This is a genomic window from Micromonospora sp. NPDC049203, assembly GCF_043197215.1.
Classification (GTDB): Bacteria; Actinomycetota; Actinomycetes; order Mycobacteriales; family Micromonosporaceae; genus Micromonospora.
Window position 1 is genome coordinate 249,646 of record NZ_JBICSV010000002.1, and the last position, 15,973, is coordinate 265,618.

The following is a 15,973-nucleotide window of genomic DNA, read 5'->3' on the forward strand; positions in this document are numbered from 1 at the left end:
GACGCCTCATCACCAGGAGAAGGAGCACGCCGATGTTGTTCACCCAGTACTACCTCGACTGCCTGTCCCAGGCCTCGTACCTGATCGCCGACGAGCGCACCGGCCGGGCCCTGCTCGTCGACCCGCGCCGGGACATCGACGAGTACCTCACCGACGCCCGGGCGCACGGCCTGACGATCGAGGGCGTCGTCAACACCCACTTCCACGCCGACTTCCTCGCCGGCCACCTCGAGGTGGCCGCCGCGACCGGGGCGTGGATCGGCTACGGGCACCGGGCCGAGACCGAGTACCCGAGCCGCAAGCTCACCGACGGCGAACGGATCAGCCTCGGCGACGTGACCCTGGAGATCATGGAGACCCCGGGTCACACGCCGGAGTCGATCAGCATCCTGGTCTACGAGCGCGCCGACGACCCGGCCCCGTACGGCGTGCTGACCGGCGACGCGCTGTTCATCGGCGACGTGGGCCGCCCGGACCTGCTCGCCTCGTTCGGCGTGACCGCCGAGGAACTCGGCCGGATGCTCTACGACAGCGTGCAGCGCAAGCTGATGGGCCTGCCCGACGAGGTGCGCGTCTTCCCCGCCCACGGCGCCGGCTCGGCCTGCGGCAAGAACCTGTCCACCGAACGGCAGTCCACCATCGGCGAGCAGCGCCGCACCAACTACGCCTGCGCGCCGATGAGCGAGGAGCGCTTCCTCGCCCTGGTCACCGGCGGGCAGCCGGCCGCGCCCGGCTACTTCGCCTTCGACGCGGTGCTCAACCGCAAGGCGCGTGAGCTGTTCGACCACGCCCGGCCGGCCCGCCCGCTCACCCCGGCCGAGTTCCTGGCCGCCCGGGCCGACGGCGCCGTCGTGGTCGACGCCCGTGACCCGCAGGAGTACGCGACCGGGCACCTGCGCGGCGCGCTCAACGTCCCGGCCGACGGCCGGTTCGCCGAGACCGCCGGCAGTGTCGTCGCACCCGACCGGCCGGTGCTCGTGGTGGCCCCGCAGGACCGGGAGGAGGAGATCGTCGTCCGCCTCGCCCGGATCGGCTTCGACCGGGTCATCGGCTACCTGCGCGAGCCCGAGAGCGCGTTCCTGGAGATGGTCACCGAGATGACCCGGGCCAGCCGGCTCACCGCCACCGAACTGCGCGCGGCCCTCGATCGTCCGGACGCCCCGGTGGTGCTGGACGTGCGCAACGCGGGTGAGCGGGAGCAGGGTGCCGTGGACGGCTCGCTGCACATCCCGCTGGCCGAGCTGACCCGCCGCCTCGACGAGGTGCCGGCCGGCCGGCCCGTCGTGGTGCACTGCGCCGGCGGGTACCGCTCGTCGGTCGCCGCCAGCCTGCTGCGCGACGCCGGTCACTCCGACGTGTCCGACCTGCTCGGCGGGTACGGCGCCTGGCAGGGACTGCACGCCGCCGCCTGACCCGGGCGGGGGGGGGGGGGGGGGGGGCCCCCCCCCCCCCCCCCGCCCCGGGGGGGGCCCCCCCCCCCCCCCCCCCCCCCCCCCCCGCGGGGGCGGCCCCCCCCCCCCCCCCACACCCCCCCCACCCCCCCCCCCCCCCCCGCCGCGGCCGGGCCGGGCGGGCCCCCCCCCCCCCCCCCCCCCCCCCCCCCCCCCCGCCGGATAGTGCCACCAGGATTAGCACTCCCCGCGCATGGGCAGACATTTGTCATCAGGCACACGAACGAGGGAGCTGACGGCATGGCGAAGGGCGACATCGACACCTACCAGCAGGACGGGCAGTGGAAGAACCGCCCGGAGGGCAACGAGCGCGCGACCAGCCGCCACGACACCAAGGCGGAGGCCGAAGCGGCGGGCCGGGAGATGGCCGTCGAACGCGGCACCGAGCACGTGATCAAGAAGCAGGACGGCACGATCGGCGAGAAGAACACGTACCCCCGCGAGCGCGACCCCCGGAACATCCCGGGCTGAGCCGCCAACACCGCACGTCGCAAGACGGCGCCGGACCCGCTCGGGTCCGGCGCCGTTGTCGCATACCCGCCGGTAGTGAGCGCCTGGCTAAAAACTTTTGTTGGGTTCCCACAACGGCCCCCGCTCAGGCTTCGGCGGTTACGACATGGCGCGGCCCGCGCACAGGCGGAAGGGTGAGGCAAGCCGGGGGCACCGCCGCCGCCCGGCGCACCACCGTGGGTCTACCGAAGGGGACGGTCACGTGTTCAGCCGTGTCGCCATCGTCAACCGTGGTGAGGCCGCGATGCGGCTCATCCACGCGGTCCGGGAACTGGCCGCGGAGACCGGCAGCCGGATCGAGACCGTCGCGTTGTACACCGACGTCGACCGTACCGCCACCTTCGTCCGCGAGGCGGACATCGCCTACGACCTCGGCCCCGCGTCGGCCCGCCCGTACCTCGATCTGAAGGTCCTGGAGCGCGCGCTGGTCGACACCGGCGCGGACGCCGCGTGGGTGGGCTGGGGTTTCGTGGCCGAGGACCCGGCGTTCGCCGAGCTGTGCCAGAAGGTCGGCGTGACGTTCGTCGGGCCGAGCCCGGACGCCATGCGCAAGCTCGGCGACAAGATCGGCGCGAAGCTGATCGCCGAGGAGGTGGGCGTGCCGGTCGCGCCGTGGAGCCGCGGCGCGGTGGAGAGCCTGGAGGACGCGCTGCGCGCGGCGGCCTCGATCGGCTACCCGCTGATGCTCAAGGCGACGGCCGGTGGTGGCGGGCGCGGCATCCGGGTGATCCGCAGCGACGCCGAACTGGCCGACGCCTACGAGCGCACCAGCCAGGAGGCGGCGCGGGCGTTCGGCAGCGGCGTGGTGTTCCTGGAGCGCCTGGTCACCGGCGCCCGGCACGTCGAGGTCCAGGTGATCGCCGACGGCCAGGGCACCGCGTGGGCGCTCGGCGTACGGGACTGCTCGGTGCAGCGGCGCAACCAGAAGGTGATCGAGGAGTCGGCGTCGCCGGTGCTGAGCCCGGAGCAGACCGCGGAGCTGAAGGCGTCCGCGGAGCGGCTGGCGGTCGCCGTCGGGTATCGCGGCGCGGCCACTGTGGAGTTCCTCTACCACCCGGGCGACCGGCTGTTCGCGTTCCTGGAGGTGAACACGCGCCTTCAGGTCGAGCACCCGATCACCGAGTCGACCACCGGGTTCGACCTGGTCAAGGCGCAGTTGCACGTGGCCGGCGGCGGACGGCTCACCGGCGGGCCGCCGGCCGAGCGCGGGCACGCGATCGAGGCGCGGCTCAACGCCGAGGACCCGGACCGCGACTTCGCGCCCTCCCCCGGCCGGATCACCCGGCTGGACCTGCCCGCCGGCCCGGGCATCCGGGTCGACACCGGGGTCAGCGAGGGCGACACCATCCCGGCCGACTTCGACTCGATGATCGCGAAGATCATCGCGTACGGCCGGGACCGCGACGAGGCGCTGGGCCGCCTGCGCCGGGCCATGGCGAACACCACTGTGGTCATCGCCGGCGGCGCGACGAACAAGAGCTTCGTGCTCGACCTGCTCGACCAGCCCGAGGTGATCGACGCCAGCGCGGACACCGGCTGGATCGACCGGGTACGCGGCGAGGGCCGCCTGGTCGCGCACCGGCACTCCGCCGTCGCGCTGGCCGCCGCCGCGATCGAGGCGTACGAGGAGGACGAGACCGCCGAGCGGCAGCGGCTGCTGTCCACGGCGGCCGGTGGACGCCCCCAGGTGCAGCACCGCAGCGGCCGGCCGCTGGACCTGAAGCTGCGCGGCGTGACCTACCGGATGCGGGTGGCCCGGGTCGGCGCGCACCGGTTCCGGGTCGGCGTCGAGGTCGGCGGCGACGTCCGCACCGCCGACGTCGAGCTGGACCGCTTCGACCGGCACACCGGCCAGGTCGCCGTCAACGGCGCCCGGTTCCGCCTGCTCACCGACACCCACGGCCCGGTCCACCTGGTCGAGGTGGACGGCGTGACGCACCGGATCAGCCGCGACGAGGGCGGCGTGCTGCGCTCCCCCATGCCGGCGCTCGTGGTCGCCACCCCGCTCGCGGTCGGCGCGGAGGTCGAGGCCGGGGCGCCGGTGCTGGTGCTGGAGGCGATGAAGATGGAGACGGTGCTGCGGGCGCCGTTCCGGGCCCGCCTCAAGGAGTCCTCGGTGGCGGTGGGCACCCAGGTGGAGGCCGGTGCGCCACTGCTGCGCCTGGAGCCGGTCGCCGAGGAGGGCGCCGAGGCCGCCGCCGGCCCGGCCGGGCCGGCGGTGGAGCTGGACCTGCCGGTCGCGCCCGCGGACGTGCCGGCGCGGTCCCGGGCCGCACGCGGCCGGGAGGACCTGTGCGCGCTGATGCTCGGCTACGACGTGGACCCGCACGACGAGCGCCGGGTGCTCGACGACTACCTGGACGCGCGGCGCGCGGCCACCGAGGCCGGGCACCGGCCGCTGGCCGAGGAACTGGACCTGGTCAACGTCTTCGCCGATCTGGCCGAGCTGAGCCGCAACCGGCCCGGCGACGACGCGCCGGGCGGGCACGCGCCCAGCGCCCGCGAGTACTTCCACACCTACCTGCAGAGCCTCGACGTCGAGCGGGCCGGTTGCCCGGAACCGTTCCGGGCCCGCCTGGCCAAGGCGCTCGCCCACTACGGCGTCACCGAGCTGGACCGCTCCCCCGAGCTGGAGGCCGCGGTCTTCCGGATCTTCCTGGCGCAGCAGCGGGCCGCCGCCGACGCCACGGTGATCGCCGCGCTACTGCGCTCCTGGCTGCGCGAGCCGCCGCCGGACGAGGCGCTGCGCGAGCCGGCCGGCCTCACGCTGGAACGCCTCGTCGCGGCCACCCAGGTCCGCTTCCCGGTGGTCGCCGACCTGGCCCGGGGCGTGGTGTTCGCCTGGTTCGCCCAGCCGCTGCTGCGTCGCAACCGGGCCCGCGTCTACGCCCGGGTCCGCTCCCACCTGCGGCACCTCGACGCGCAGCCGGACGCGCCGGACCGCGCCGAGCGGATGGCCGAGATGGTGCGCAGCACCGAGCCGCTGGTCCGGCTGCTCGGCCAGCGTCTGGTCCGCAACGCCCCGGACAACGCGACAATGCTGGAGGTGCTGACCCGCCGTTACTACGGCAACAAGGCGCTCACCGAGGTCACTACGCGCACCGCCGAGGGCTGCACGTTCGTGGTGGCCGGGCGCACCGGGTCGAGCGTGGTCTCGGCCGCCGTACGCTTCGACGCGCTCGGCGACGCGCTGCGCGGCCTGGCCGAGGTGGCCCGGGAGTGCGAGGCGGTCGACGCGGACGTCTACCTGTCCTGGGAGAACCAGCCCGAGGACCTGGGCGCCACCGCCGCCGCGCTGCTGGAGGTGGTGAACGCGCACCCGCTGCCGCAGCAGGTGCGCCGGCTCACCACCACTGTGGCCGGTCGGGCCGGCGCGGTGATGCACCACCACGTCACGTTCCGTCCGGCCGAGGGCGGCGGGATGGCCGAGGAACGGCTGATCCGCGGCCTGCACCCGTACATCGCGCAGCGGATGCAGCTGGAGCGGCTGCGCGAGTTCGACCTGACCCGGCTGCCGTCGCTGGACGAGGAGGTCTACCTGTTCCAGGCGGTCGCCCGGCAGAACCCGGCCGACCAGCGGCTGGTGGCGTTCGCGCAGGTGCGTGACCTGACCGAGCTGCGGGAACAGGACGGCCGCCTGGTGGCGCTGCCGACCACCGAGGACGCGGTGGCGGCCTGCCTCGACTCGATCCGCCGGGCGCAGTCGCGGCGGCCGTCGAAGTCGCGGTTCCCGACCAACCGGATCGTCATCTACGTGTGGCCGCCCAGCGAGCTGACCCGCGAGGAGATGGAACTGATCGCCGGCCGGGTACGCCCGACCACTGTGGGCGCCGAACTGGAGGAGATCCTGTTCATCGCCCGGCAGCGCGACCGCCGTACCGGGGAGCTCACCAAGGTCGGCGTGCGGATCACCTTCGACGTGACCGGGCACGCGCGGCTGACCGTGGGCGAGCCGCCGGCCGAGCCGGTCGAGCCGCTGGACGAGTACCGGCTGAAGGTGCTGCGCGCGGCCGGGCGCAACACCGTCTACCCGTACGAGCTGACCGGCCTGCTGGGCGACTTCGTCGAGCACGACCTGGACGCGGAGAACGAACTGGCGCCGGTGGACCGGCCGAAGGGCCGCAACACCGCGGCGATCGTGGCCGGCGTGGTCACCACGCCCACGCCGCGGCATCCGCAGGGGGTGACCCGGGTGGTGCTGCTCGGCGACCCGACCAAGTCGCTCGGCGCGCTCTCCGAGCCGGAGTGCCGGCGGGTGATCGCCGCGCTGGACCTGGCGCAGCGGATGGGCGTGCCGCTGGAGTGGTACGCGCTGTCCGCCGGCGCCCGGATCTCGATGTCCTCCGGCACGGAGAACATGGACTGGGTGGCCGCGGCGCTCAAGCGCATCGTCGAGTTCACCCAGGACGGCGGTGAGATCAACATCGTGGTGGCGGGCATCAACGTCGGCGCCCAGCCGTACTGGAACGCCGAGGCGACGATGCTCATGCACACCAAGGGCGTGCTGGTCATGACGCCCGACTCGGCGATGGTGCTCACCGGCAAGCAGTCGCTCGACTTCTCCGGCGGTGTCTCCGCCGAGGACAACTTCGGCATCGGCGGCTACGACCGGGTGATGGGCCCGAACGGGCAGGCGCAGTACTGGGCGCCGGACCTGCCGGCCGCGCGGGACGTGCTGATGGCGCACTACGACCACACGTACGTCGCGCCGGGCGAGGCCGCACCGCGCCGGGCCGTCACCATGGACCCGGTGGACCGGGACATCTGCGGCTACCCGCACGCGGTGGCCGGCAGCGACTTCGCCACCGTCGGTGAGATCTTCTCCGCCACGGCGAACCCGGACCGCAAGAAGCCGTTCGACATCCGTACCGTGATGCGGGCCCTCGCCGACCAGGACCACCCGGTGCTGGAGCGGTGGGCCGGGATGGCCGACGCGGAGACCGCTGTGGTGCAGGACGTGCACCTCGGCGGCATCCCGGTGTGCCTGCTCGGCATCGAGTCCCGCTCGGTGCCCCGGCACGGCTTCCCGCCCACCGACGGCCCGGACACCTACACCGCGGGCACGCTGTTCCCGCGCTCGTCGAAGAAGGCCGCGCGGGCGATCAACGCGGCCAGCGGCAACCGGCCGCTGGTCGTGCTGGCCAACCTGTCCGGCTTCGACGGCTCGCCCGAGTCGATGCGCAAGCTGCAACTGGAGTACGGCGCGGAGATCGGCCGGGCGATCGTGAACTTCCGCGGCCCGATCGTGTTCTGCGTGATCTCGCGCTATCACGGCGGCGCGTTCGTGGTCTTCTCCAAGGCGCTCAACCCGGACATGACGGTGCTGGCGATCGAGGGGTCGTTCGCCTCCGTGCTGGGCGGCGCGCCGGCCGCCGCCGTGGTGTTCGCCGGCGAGGTCGCCGCCCGCACCGCTGCCGACGCGCGGGTACGCGACCTGGAGGCCCGGGTCGCCGCCGCGGCCGGCACCGAGAGGGCGACGCTCACGGCCGAGCTGGACGAGCTGCGCGCATCGGTGCGGGCGGAGAAGCTGGGCGAGGTGGCCGCCGAGTTCGACCGGGTGCACAGCATCCAGCGGGCCGTCGAGGTCGGGTCGGTCGACGCGGTGGTCCGCGCGGCCGAGCTGCGTCCCCGCGTCATCGAGGCGATCGAGGCACGGCTGAGCTGACCCCGTCGCACAGCGGGACGGCGGGCGGACCCATGGGGCCGCCCGCCGTTCCGCTTGAGGCGATGTGCGACAGGTCCGGCAATCCGGTAACGGGAACCGTGTTCGTCAGCTCGCCGCGCGGGTCAGGCGGCGCAGCGGTCGCAGGTGCCGAAGATCTCCAGGGTGTGCCCGACGTCGGTGAACCCGTGCCGCGCGGCGACCTGGTCGGCCCACCGCTCCACGGCCGGGCCGGCCACCTCCACGGCCCGGCCGCAGCGGCGGCAAACCAGATGGTGGTGATGGCGGCTCTGGCTGCACCGCCGGTAGAGATGCTCGCCGCCGGGCAGCCGGGCCGAGTCGATCTCGCCGTTGTCGACGAGCATCTGCAGCGTCCGGTAGACGGTGGTGAGGCCGACCTTCGCCTGCCGCTGGACGAGCATCTGGTGCAGTTGCTGCGCGCTGTGGAAGCCGTCCAACTCCCGCAGCAGCGCCAGCACCTCGGCACGCTGACGGGTGTTGCGGGTCGCCCCGGTCGTCGCCTGGGTCACCGTCGCCTCCCTCGTCCGGGCGCCCGCCCGGCACCCTCGGCCGGCCGCGGCCGCACCCGGCGCGCCACGTGACACCCGGAACCATTATGCCTTCCGGGCGCACCGCCGAACCCGGCTCGGCGGACGGCCCACCGGCCGGGTGTGACGTGCCCGACGGCCCCGGCCGGAACTTTCCGTGGCACCGCGCCGACAAACGGTACGAACACCGGATCTTCGAGGGGACGACGTCATGTCCAGCACCACCCGCCGCCGGTTCCTGCGCCCGGCGGCCCTGATCGGCGCCGCCGTGCTGGCCGCGTCGATCACCGCCTGCGGCTCCTCGGGCACCACGTCCGCCGCCTCACCGGCCACCTCGGCGCCGGCCCCGGCGTCGGCGAGCGCCGCGGCGGGTGTGCTCACCGTCCGCGACCCGTGGGTGAAGGCCGCCGACAAGGGCATGACCGCCGCGTTCGCCACGATCGTCAACGACGGCGACACCGACGTCACGATCACCGGGGTGAGCACCGACGTGTCCCGGGCCGAGATCCACGAGATGGCCATGACCGACGGGAAGATGGCGATGCGGCAGAAGCCGGGCGGCGTCGTGGTCGCCGCCCGCTCCCAGGTCGCCCTGGAACCCGGCGGCGACCACCTCATGCTGATGGACCTCACCCGGCCGGTGCGCGCCGGCGACCAGCTCGACGTCACGCTCACCTTCGCCGACGGCCGGACCCAGACGTTCACCGCCGTGGCGAAGCCGTTCACCGGCGCCCAGGAGAGCTACGCGCCCGGGCACGGCGCGAGCCCGGCGTCATGACCGGCACCGGCGCGCCCGCCCGCCGGGTGAGCCGGCGTGGCCTGCTCACCGGCGGCGCGGCGGCCGCCGGGGGCGCGCTGGCCGGCGCCGGCGCCCTCGCCGCCGTCCGTGCCCGCGCTCCCGGGGTACGCCCCGACGACGCCGTCCCGGTGGCCCGGGTGGGCGACGCGGTCGAGCCGTTCCACGGCGCCCGGCAGTCCGGGGTCACCACCGACGCGCAGGCGCACGCGGCGTTCGTCGCGTTCACGCTGCGGCCCGGCACCGACCGGGCGGCGCTCGGCCGGATGCTGCGGCTGCTCTCCGACGACGCCGCCCGGCTCACCCAGGGCCGCCCCGCGCTGGCCGACACCGAGCCGGAGCTGAGCGTGCTGCCGGCCCGGCTGACCGTCACGTTCGGCTTCGGCCCCGGGCTGTACGCCGCCGCCGGGCTCGACGACCGGCGGCCCGCCTCGGTGGCCGAGCTGCCCGCGTTCGGCATCGACCGGCTGCAACCCCGCTGGTCCGGCGGGGACCTGCTGCTGCAGATCTGCGCCGACGATCCGCTCACCGTCGCCCACGCGCAGCGGGTCCTGGTCAAGGACAGCCGGCCGTTCGCCGTCGTCCGCTGGGTGCAGCAGGGCTTCCGGCGGGCCGCCGGGGCCGAGCCGGGGCGTACCCAGCGCAACCTGTTCGGGCAGCTCGACGGCACCGCCAACCCGAAGCCCGGCACGCCCGCCGACACGGCGGTGTGGGTGACCGACGGGCCGGACTGGCTGCGGGACTCGACCACGCTGGTGGTGCGGCGGATCAGCATGAACCTGGAGACCTGGGACCTGCTGGGCCGCGCCGACCGGGAACTCGCCGTCGGACGGCGCCTCGACACCGGCGCGCCGCTGACCGGGCGGGCCGAACACGACGAGCCGGACTTCGCCGCGCTCGGCCCGGACGGGCTCACCGTGATCCCCGACTTCTCGCACCTGACCCGGGCCCGTGTCACCGACGACCGGCAGAAGATCCTGCGCCGGCCCTACAACTACGACGGCGTGCCGACCCCCGAGGGGAACGCTGACAGTGGGCTCGTCTTCGCCGCGTACCAGGCCGACATCGCCCGGCAGTTCCTGCCGATCCAGCGCCGCCTCGCCGAGCGTGACCTGCTCAACGAGTGGACCACCCCGATCGGCTCCGCCGTGTTCGCCGTACCGCCCGGCTGCCCCGAGGGCGGCTGGGTCGGCCGGCAGCTGCTCGGCTGACCACCACAGGAAGGCCCGTCATGCGTACCCGATCCGTCACCGCGCTGCTCGCCGCGACCCTCACCGCGCTGCTGCTGGTCCCGGCCACGCCCGCGGCGGCGCACAACTCGTTGCAGGAGGCCACCCCGGCGCGCGACGCCCGGCTCACCAGCGCGCCGACGCAGGTCACGCTGCGGTTCATGCAGCGGCTGAACCCGGCCTTCACCACCATCACCCTCAGCGACGCCGGCCGGCGCGCGGTGCCCACCGGCGCACCGGCGGTGGACGGCGTCACCGGCACGGTGACGATCGACGAGCCGCTGGTGAACGGCACCTACACCGTCGCCTACCGGGTGGTCTCCCGCGACGGCCACCCGGTCCAGGGCTCGTACCGCTTCACAGTGGCCGACCCGGCCGCGCCCGAGCCGTCGGCTCCCGCGTCAGCGGCGGCTTCCGCGTCGACCGGCGCGGACACCTCGGCCGGCGCGGGCGAGCCGGACGCCTCCGGTACGCGGTCCGGCGACGACGGCCCGCCGGTCGCGCTGCTGGCCGGCGGGGCGGTCGCCGGTCTGCTCGTGGTCACCGGGATCGTGCTGCTGGTCGTGCGCCGGGCGCGCGCTCGTCGCACGGACCACTGACGATCGGACCGTCGGGGGCCGGCCACGGAGGGGCAAGCCGCGGCTCAGCGGGCGGGCGGCGGGCCGACGCTGCGGCGCGGCACCAGCGTCGGGGCGATCGTCTGCCGCAGCGGCCCGGCGCTCTGCGACTCGATCTGGGCCAGGAGCAGGTCCAGGCTCGCCGCTGCCACCGCGTCGAAGTCCGGGCGTACCGTGGTCAGCGGCGGGATGAAGTACGCCGCCTCGGGCACGTCGTCGAACCCCACCACGCTGATGTCGTCGGGGACGCGGCGGCCGTGCTCGTGCAGCGCCCGCAGCACACCGAGCGCCAGGTGGTCGTTGGCGGTGAAGACGGCGGTGACCTCGGGCATCCGGGCCAGCATCTGCCCGCACCGGTAGCCAGCCGCCGCCGACCAGTCGGCATGGACCAGCGGCGGGATCTCGGCGCCGGCCTGCCGCAACGCCTCGCGCCAGCCCTCGATCCGGCCGGCGCTGTCGAACCAGTCCGACGGGCCGGACACGTGCCACACCGTGCGGTGCCCGGCGGCCAGCAGGTGCTCGGTGGCGGCCCGGGCACCGGCGACCTGGTCGACAGTCACCAGTGGGATCGGCCGTCGCGGGTCGCCGTCGACTGTCACCAGCGGCACGTCCTGGGGCAACCGTTCCAGCGCCTCACCGGCGGACTCGACCGGCGCGATCACCACGATGCCGGCGACCCTATGCGCCAGGTGCCGTTCCACTGCCGCCGAGATGGAGCGGTGGTCGAGGTCGCGGACGCTGCCGATGCTCACCGCGAAACCGGCCTCGGCGGCGGTTTGCTCCAACGCGGCGAGCAGCGACGCCGGACCGTAGAGCGTGGTGTTCTGCGCGACCACACCGATCACCTGGGACCGGCCGGTCACCAGCGCGCGGGCCGCGCGGTTGGGCCGGTAGCCGAGTTCGGTGATGGCGGCCTGCACCCGGAGCCGGGTCTGCTCACGCACGTTGGGATGCCCGTTGAGAACCCGGGAGACCGTCTGGTGCGAAACCCCGGCGAGGCGGGCCACGTCCGTCATCGCAGGACCGCGCACGGCCACCTCACTTTCGCCACTGCCCGCGGCCACACCCGGTCGATCTCGACCGGACCGGCCCGGGTGGCGACAGTCTACGCCAGCGGTCCCATCGGTATCGGCACCGTCGATCGACCGTTCCCAGCGTGGCGCGGTGCTATCGCGGAATCGATCGACGGCTCATTCCCTTCCGCTGCGCAGCGGCACGAACGGGCAGCTCGGAGGCGGTGCAATTGGGCCCGGGGTGCGGCTTTTCCGGCGATTGCCGCAGCCGCACCCCGGGCCTTGCAGTTGTGTCAACGCTCGTGAATGGTGACCGTTGTCACGGTGTTGTCAGCGAGAACTGCCGCACCGTCACCGCGCCGCCCAGCGATTGGGTGGCGTAGTTGAAGAAGCCGAACCGGTAGCCCATGAAGAACTGCCACGCGTTGTTGAGCGTCAGCGCGTTGCCGAGCGGTACGAAGTTCACCCCGTCGGTGCTGTAGGAGAACCGCGCCTGCCGGCCCGAACCCGGCCGGATGTCGGCGTTCGCCCGCAACCAGATCCGCCCCCCGGACACCGCCGCACTGGCGATCTCCGTACCGGTGCTCGTGGTGTTCCAGTTCGAGCCCATGGTCAGGCCGTTCGTCATCACCACCCGGGTCGCGCCGTTGTCCCGCCGTACGCCGATCCAGGCCGAGCTGTCCCGCAGCATCGCCAGGCCGGCCCGGTCACCGTCGCGCATGGTCGAGTAGTCCAGCTCGATCGTGCCGGTCGAGGTCGGACCCTGGATGCGGTGGGTGAGCGTGTTGCGGGCCCGGTACAGGTCGTTCGTGACGGTGGCGGTCTGCAGCCGCAGGCCGTTGTTCACCGACCACCTGCTGTTGTCCGGGTTGTGGTTCCACTCGTACTGCGGGCCGAGCGTGGTGCCGGAGAACGTGTCGGTGCCGGTGAGCGGCTTGACCGGACGGGTCGGCAGCGGGTTGGGGTAGCTCGCGCCCCAGGCCCCGTTGACGGTCTGCACCTGCGGCCAGCCGTCGGCGGTCCAGGTGATCGGCGCCAGCGTCGGCATCCGGCCACCGGGGTACGCGTCGGTGAACGCCATGTAGTACCAGGCGCCGGTCTGCGTCTGCACCAGGCCGCCCTGGTGCGGCACGCCACCGCCGGAGATCGGGCCGGGCAGGTTCAGCAGCACCTGCCGCTGCTCGTACGGGCCGAACGGGCCGTTCGTGGACTTCAGCACGTACTGGCCGTTGGCCGGCCGGGTCAGCCAGATGTAGTACGCGCCGTTGCGCTTGTAGAAGCGCGCGCCCTCCAGCGTGCCGATGCTCGACGGCGTCTGGTAGACCTGCTGGGCCCGGACCTGGCTGCGTCCGTCGGCGGAGAGCTGGGCCACGCTGATCGTGCCGTTGCCGTACGCGACGTACATGGTGTCGTTGTCGTCGATCAGCATGCCGGCGTCGTAGTAGCAGTTGGGAATGGTGGTCAGCCGGTTCCACGCGCCGTCCACGGCGGTGGCGGTGTAGATGTGGGTCTGCGCGAAGTCGATGCACCCGGCCCAGTAGAACGTGCGGTTGCTCGGCCGGTAGTTGAGCGTCGACGCCCAGATGCCGTCCACGTACGCCTGCTCGCTGCCGCTCAGGTCGTACTTGGTGCCGAACTCCAGCCGCGGCACCGAGTGCCCGGCGAACTCCCAGTTCACGAGGTCCCAGGAGCGCAGCACCGGCGCGCCCGGCGAGTAGTGCATGGTCGAGGCGGACATGTAGTAGACGTCGCCGACCCGGATGATGTCGACGTCGGCGAAGTCCTGCCAGACGGCCGGGTTGGTGAAGTTGCCGCCCGGGTTGCCCGGGTTGCCGGGGCTGTCGCCGACGCGGACGAGCTGCCACTGCTGGTTCGCGCCGTTCCAGTCGTCGTACTGCACGATGTTGCCGCCGTCGGCGGTGGAGGCGTTCTGCACCTCCATCACCTTGTTCGAGTTCCGGTTGATCAGCCGGACGTACCCGCTGTCGGAGTCGGCCAGCCGGAACTGCTGGTTGTTGCCGCCGTGGTCGGTCCACTGGACCACCGCGGCGCCGTTGGCGGTGGACGCGCCGCTCACGTCCAGCACCTTGCCGGAGTGCCGGGAGCGCAGCCGGTAGTAGCCACCGCCGGAGTCCACGAACTGCCACTGCTGCCAGGCGCCGTCGTTGCGCGTCCACTGGGTGATCCGCGCCCCGTCGTTCGTCGCCTGGTTGTACAGGTCCAGCGCCTTGCCGCTGTTGCGGTTCACCAGCACGTAGTACGCGCTGGTGTCCACTGTGGCCGCCGATACCGGCGCGGGCACGGCGCCCACCACCACACCCCCCACCAGCAGCGCCACCACCCCGGCCAGCAGCCGGGACAGGCGTCCACGTCCACGGGACAGTCGAGCCGTCACCACGATCCTCCTTCGTCGACCGGAGCCCGGGCACGGCGGCACGCGCCGACCACGGCAGCGTTATCGCTAACAGCGAAGCCCACCCAGGCGGAGTCGGATCCCTGGCAACTGCGGCGCAGATCGCGCCCGGAACGGCCCGCGAGCGGTGCCGGTGACCCTATCCATCGACTGTGAGCGATAACATGTCGTTCGTCAAGCCGTAACACGGGGCACCGCCGCGGGCCGGCACGGCCGGCCGGCGAGGGCTCAGAAGCCCCGGGCGAGGCGGTAGTACGCCTGATTCCAGCGCAGCTCGTCGGCGAAGCGGTGCGGGCGCGTCTCGGCGTCGATGACCACCAGCTCGGTCCGGGCCATGTTGGCCAGGTCGCGCAGTTCCTCCATGCCGACGGCCTGGGACAGCACCGTGTGGTGCGGGGCGCCGGCGGTGATCCACGCCTCCGCCGAGCCGGCCAGGTCGGGCTGCGGGCGCCAGACCGCGCGCGCCACCGGCAGCCGGCGCAGCGGCTGCGGCGGCGGCACCACGTCCACCGCGTTGGCGATCAGCCGGAACCGCTCCCCCATGTCCGCCATGCCCAGCACGACGGCCGGGCCGGACGCCGCGTCGAAGACCAGGCGTACCGGGTCCTCCCGCCCGCCGATGCTCAGCGGGTGCACCTCCGCGCTCGGCACGTCGGCGGCGATGCTCGGGCACACCTCCAGCATGTGCGCGCCGAGGATCAGCTCCTGGCCGAACGTCAGATCGTAGGTGTAGTCCTCCATGAACGACGTGCCGCCGGGCACGCCGACGGCCATCGCCTTGAGCGTGTGCACGAGCACGGAGGTCTTCCAGTCCCCCTCACCGCCGAAGCCGTAGCCGTCGGCCATCAGGCGCTGCACCGCGATCCCGGGGAGCTGGCGCAGCCCGCCGAGGTCCTCGAAGTTCGTGGTGAACGCCCGGAACCCGCCGGCCTCCAGGAACGCGCGCAGGCCCAGCTCCTGCCGCGCCGCGTACCGCAGCGAGTCGTGCCGGTCCCCGCCGGGCCGCAGCTCGGCGGCGACCCGGAAGGTGTCGTCGTACTCCTTGACCAGGTCGTCCACCTGCGCGTCCGCCACCTGGTCGACGGCCGCGACGAGGTCGTTCACGCCGTAGGTGTTCACCGAGACGCCGAAGCGCAGCTCCGCCTCGACCTTGTCCCCCTCGGTGACCGCGACGTCGCGCATGTTGTCGCCGAAGCGCGCCAGCCGCAGCGTCCGCACCGCCGACCAGCCGACGGCGGCCCGGGCCCAGGCCGCGACCCGGCCGACGACCCGGGGGTCGGTGACGTGGCCGGCGACGGTCTTGCGGGCCACCCCGAGCCGGGTCTGGACGAACCCGAACTCCCGGTCGCCGTGCGCGGCCTGGTTGAGGTTCATGAAGTCCATGTCGATCTCGTCCCACGGCAGCGCCACGTTCGCCTGCGTGTGCAGGTGCAGCAGCGGCGTCCGCAGCGCGTCCAGCCCGGAGATCCACATCTTGGCCGGGGAGAACGTGTGCATCCAGGCGATCACCCCGACCGCGCCCTGCACGGCGGCGTCCCGGCACACCGCCAGGATGTCCGCGCTGGAGGTGAGGACCGGCTTCCAGACCACGCGTACGGGAATGTCCGGCGACTCGTCCAGGCGCGCGGCGATCTGCCGGGACTGCTCGGCGACCTGCCGCAGGGTGTCCTCGCCGTAGAGGCCCTGGCTGCCGGTGAGGAACCAGACCTCGGGCTGGGGGTGAGTTGCCATGTT

At 73.5% G+C, this 15,973-nt stretch carries 10 protein-coding genes; 6 read left to right on the plus strand and 4 right to left on the minus strand.

Annotated features, from left to right (window positions below; all coding sequences use genetic code 11):
* The first annotated feature begins 32 nt into the window (after window positions 1-32).
* The 3 genes from ACGFIA_RS05815 (at window position 33) to ACGFIA_RS05825 (ending at window position 7,626) form a co-directional block, all read left to right on the plus strand.
* On the plus strand, window positions 33-1,412 hold the full coding sequence (locus ACGFIA_RS05815; protein ID WP_357383006.1) for a rhodanese-like domain-containing protein: 1,380 nt from the start codon (window positions 33-35) through the stop codon (window positions 1,410-1,412).
* A 279-nt stretch (window positions 1,413-1,691) separates the two neighbouring features.
* Window positions 1,692-1,922 carry a DUF2188 domain-containing protein gene (locus ACGFIA_RS05820; protein ID WP_393258869.1) on the plus strand — a complete coding sequence of 77 codons (231 nt, stop codon included), beginning with the start codon at window positions 1,692-1,694 and terminating at the stop codon, window positions 1,920-1,922.
* Between the two features lie 241 nt (window positions 1,923-2,163).
* Window positions 2,164-7,626 carry a carboxyl transferase domain-containing protein gene (locus ACGFIA_RS05825; protein WP_393258871.1) on the plus strand — a complete coding sequence of 1,821 codons (5,463 nt, stop codon included), beginning with the start codon at window positions 2,164-2,166 and terminating at the stop codon, window positions 7,624-7,626.
* A gap of 122 nt (window positions 7,627-7,748) precedes the next feature.
* Here the strand turns inward: ACGFIA_RS05825 and ACGFIA_RS05830 are convergent, their stop codons facing one another.
* Complete coding sequence (locus ACGFIA_RS05830; RefSeq protein WP_354864003.1) at window positions 7,749-8,153, minus strand: transcriptional repressor; 405 nt, start codon at window positions 8,151-8,153, stop codon at window positions 7,749-7,751.
* A gap of 229 nt (window positions 8,154-8,382) precedes the next feature.
* On the opposite strand from ACGFIA_RS05830, the gene ACGFIA_RS05835 reads away from it, so the two are divergent.
* Genes ACGFIA_RS05835 through ACGFIA_RS05845 form a run of 3 tightly spaced genes read left to right on the plus strand, consistent with a single transcriptional unit; the run spans window position 8,383 to window position 10,795 of the window.
* Window positions 8,383-8,949, plus strand: a complete 567-nt coding sequence (locus ACGFIA_RS05835) for a copper chaperone PCu(A)C (protein ID WP_357383000.1) — start codon at window positions 8,383-8,385, stop codon at window positions 8,947-8,949.
* A complete protein-coding gene (locus ACGFIA_RS05840) occupies window positions 8,946-10,178 on the plus strand; it encodes a Dyp-type peroxidase (protein WP_393258874.1) in 1,233 nt (410 codons plus the stop codon). Before ACGFIA_RS05835 ends, ACGFIA_RS05840 begins: the two co-directional genes overlap by 4 nt.
* Before the next feature lie 20 nt (window positions 10,179-10,198).
* Window positions 10,199-10,795: a copper resistance protein CopC gene (locus ACGFIA_RS05845; protein ID WP_357382996.1), complete on the plus strand. Its 597-nt coding sequence runs from the start codon at window positions 10,199-10,201 to the stop codon at window positions 10,793-10,795.
* A 44-nt stretch (window positions 10,796-10,839) separates the two neighbouring features.
* Here the strand turns inward: ACGFIA_RS05845 and ACGFIA_RS05850 are convergent, their stop codons facing one another.
* The 3 genes from ACGFIA_RS05850 to araA all read right to left on the minus strand — a co-directional run bounded on the left by ACGFIA_RS05850 (window position 10,840) and on the right by araA (window position 15,970).
* Window positions 10,840-11,829: a LacI family DNA-binding transcriptional regulator gene (locus tag ACGFIA_RS05850; RefSeq protein WP_357382994.1), complete on the minus strand. Its 990-nt coding sequence runs from the start codon at window positions 11,827-11,829 to the stop codon at window positions 10,840-10,842.
* Window positions 11,830-12,145: 316 nt separating this feature from the next.
* Window positions 12,146-14,221 (minus strand): RICIN domain-containing protein, encoded by a 2,076-nt coding sequence (locus ACGFIA_RS05855; RefSeq protein WP_357382992.1) that lies wholly within the window; start codon window positions 14,219-14,221, stop codon window positions 12,146-12,148.
* A gap of 246 nt (window positions 14,222-14,467) precedes the next feature.
* Window positions 14,468-15,970 (minus strand): L-arabinose isomerase, encoded by a 1,503-nt coding sequence (araA, locus tag ACGFIA_RS05860; protein ID WP_393258877.1) that lies wholly within the window; start codon window positions 15,968-15,970, stop codon window positions 14,468-14,470.
* Window positions 15,971-15,973 lie beyond the last annotated feature (3 nt).

Bases quoted from the DNA above. Each gene is read 5' to 3' on its own strand.
- ACGFIA_RS05845 (WP_357382996.1), top strand. From the start codon at position 10,199: ATGCGTACCCGATCCGTCACCGCGCTGCTCGCCGCGACCCTCACCGCG.
- ACGFIA_RS05820 (WP_393258869.1), top strand. From the start codon at position 1,692: ATGGCGAAGGGCGACATCGACACCTACCAGCAGGACGGGCAGTGGAAG.
- ACGFIA_RS05835 (WP_357383000.1), top strand. From the start codon at position 8,383: ATGTCCAGCACCACCCGCCGCCGGTTCCTGCGCCCGGCGGCCCTGATC.
- araA (WP_393258877.1), bottom strand. From the start codon at position 15,970: ATGGCAACTCACCCCCAGCCCGAGGTCTGGTTCCTCACCGGCAGCCAG.
- ACGFIA_RS05840 (WP_393258874.1), top strand. From the start codon at position 8,946: ATGACCGGCACCGGCGCGCCCGCCCGCCGGGTGAGCCGGCGTGGCCTG.
- ACGFIA_RS05850 (WP_357382994.1), bottom strand. From the start codon at position 11,829: ATGACGGACGTGGCCCGCCTCGCCGGGGTTTCGCACCAGACGGTCTCC.
- ACGFIA_RS05815 (WP_357383006.1), top strand. From the start codon at position 33: ATGTTGTTCACCCAGTACTACCTCGACTGCCTGTCCCAGGCCTCGTAC.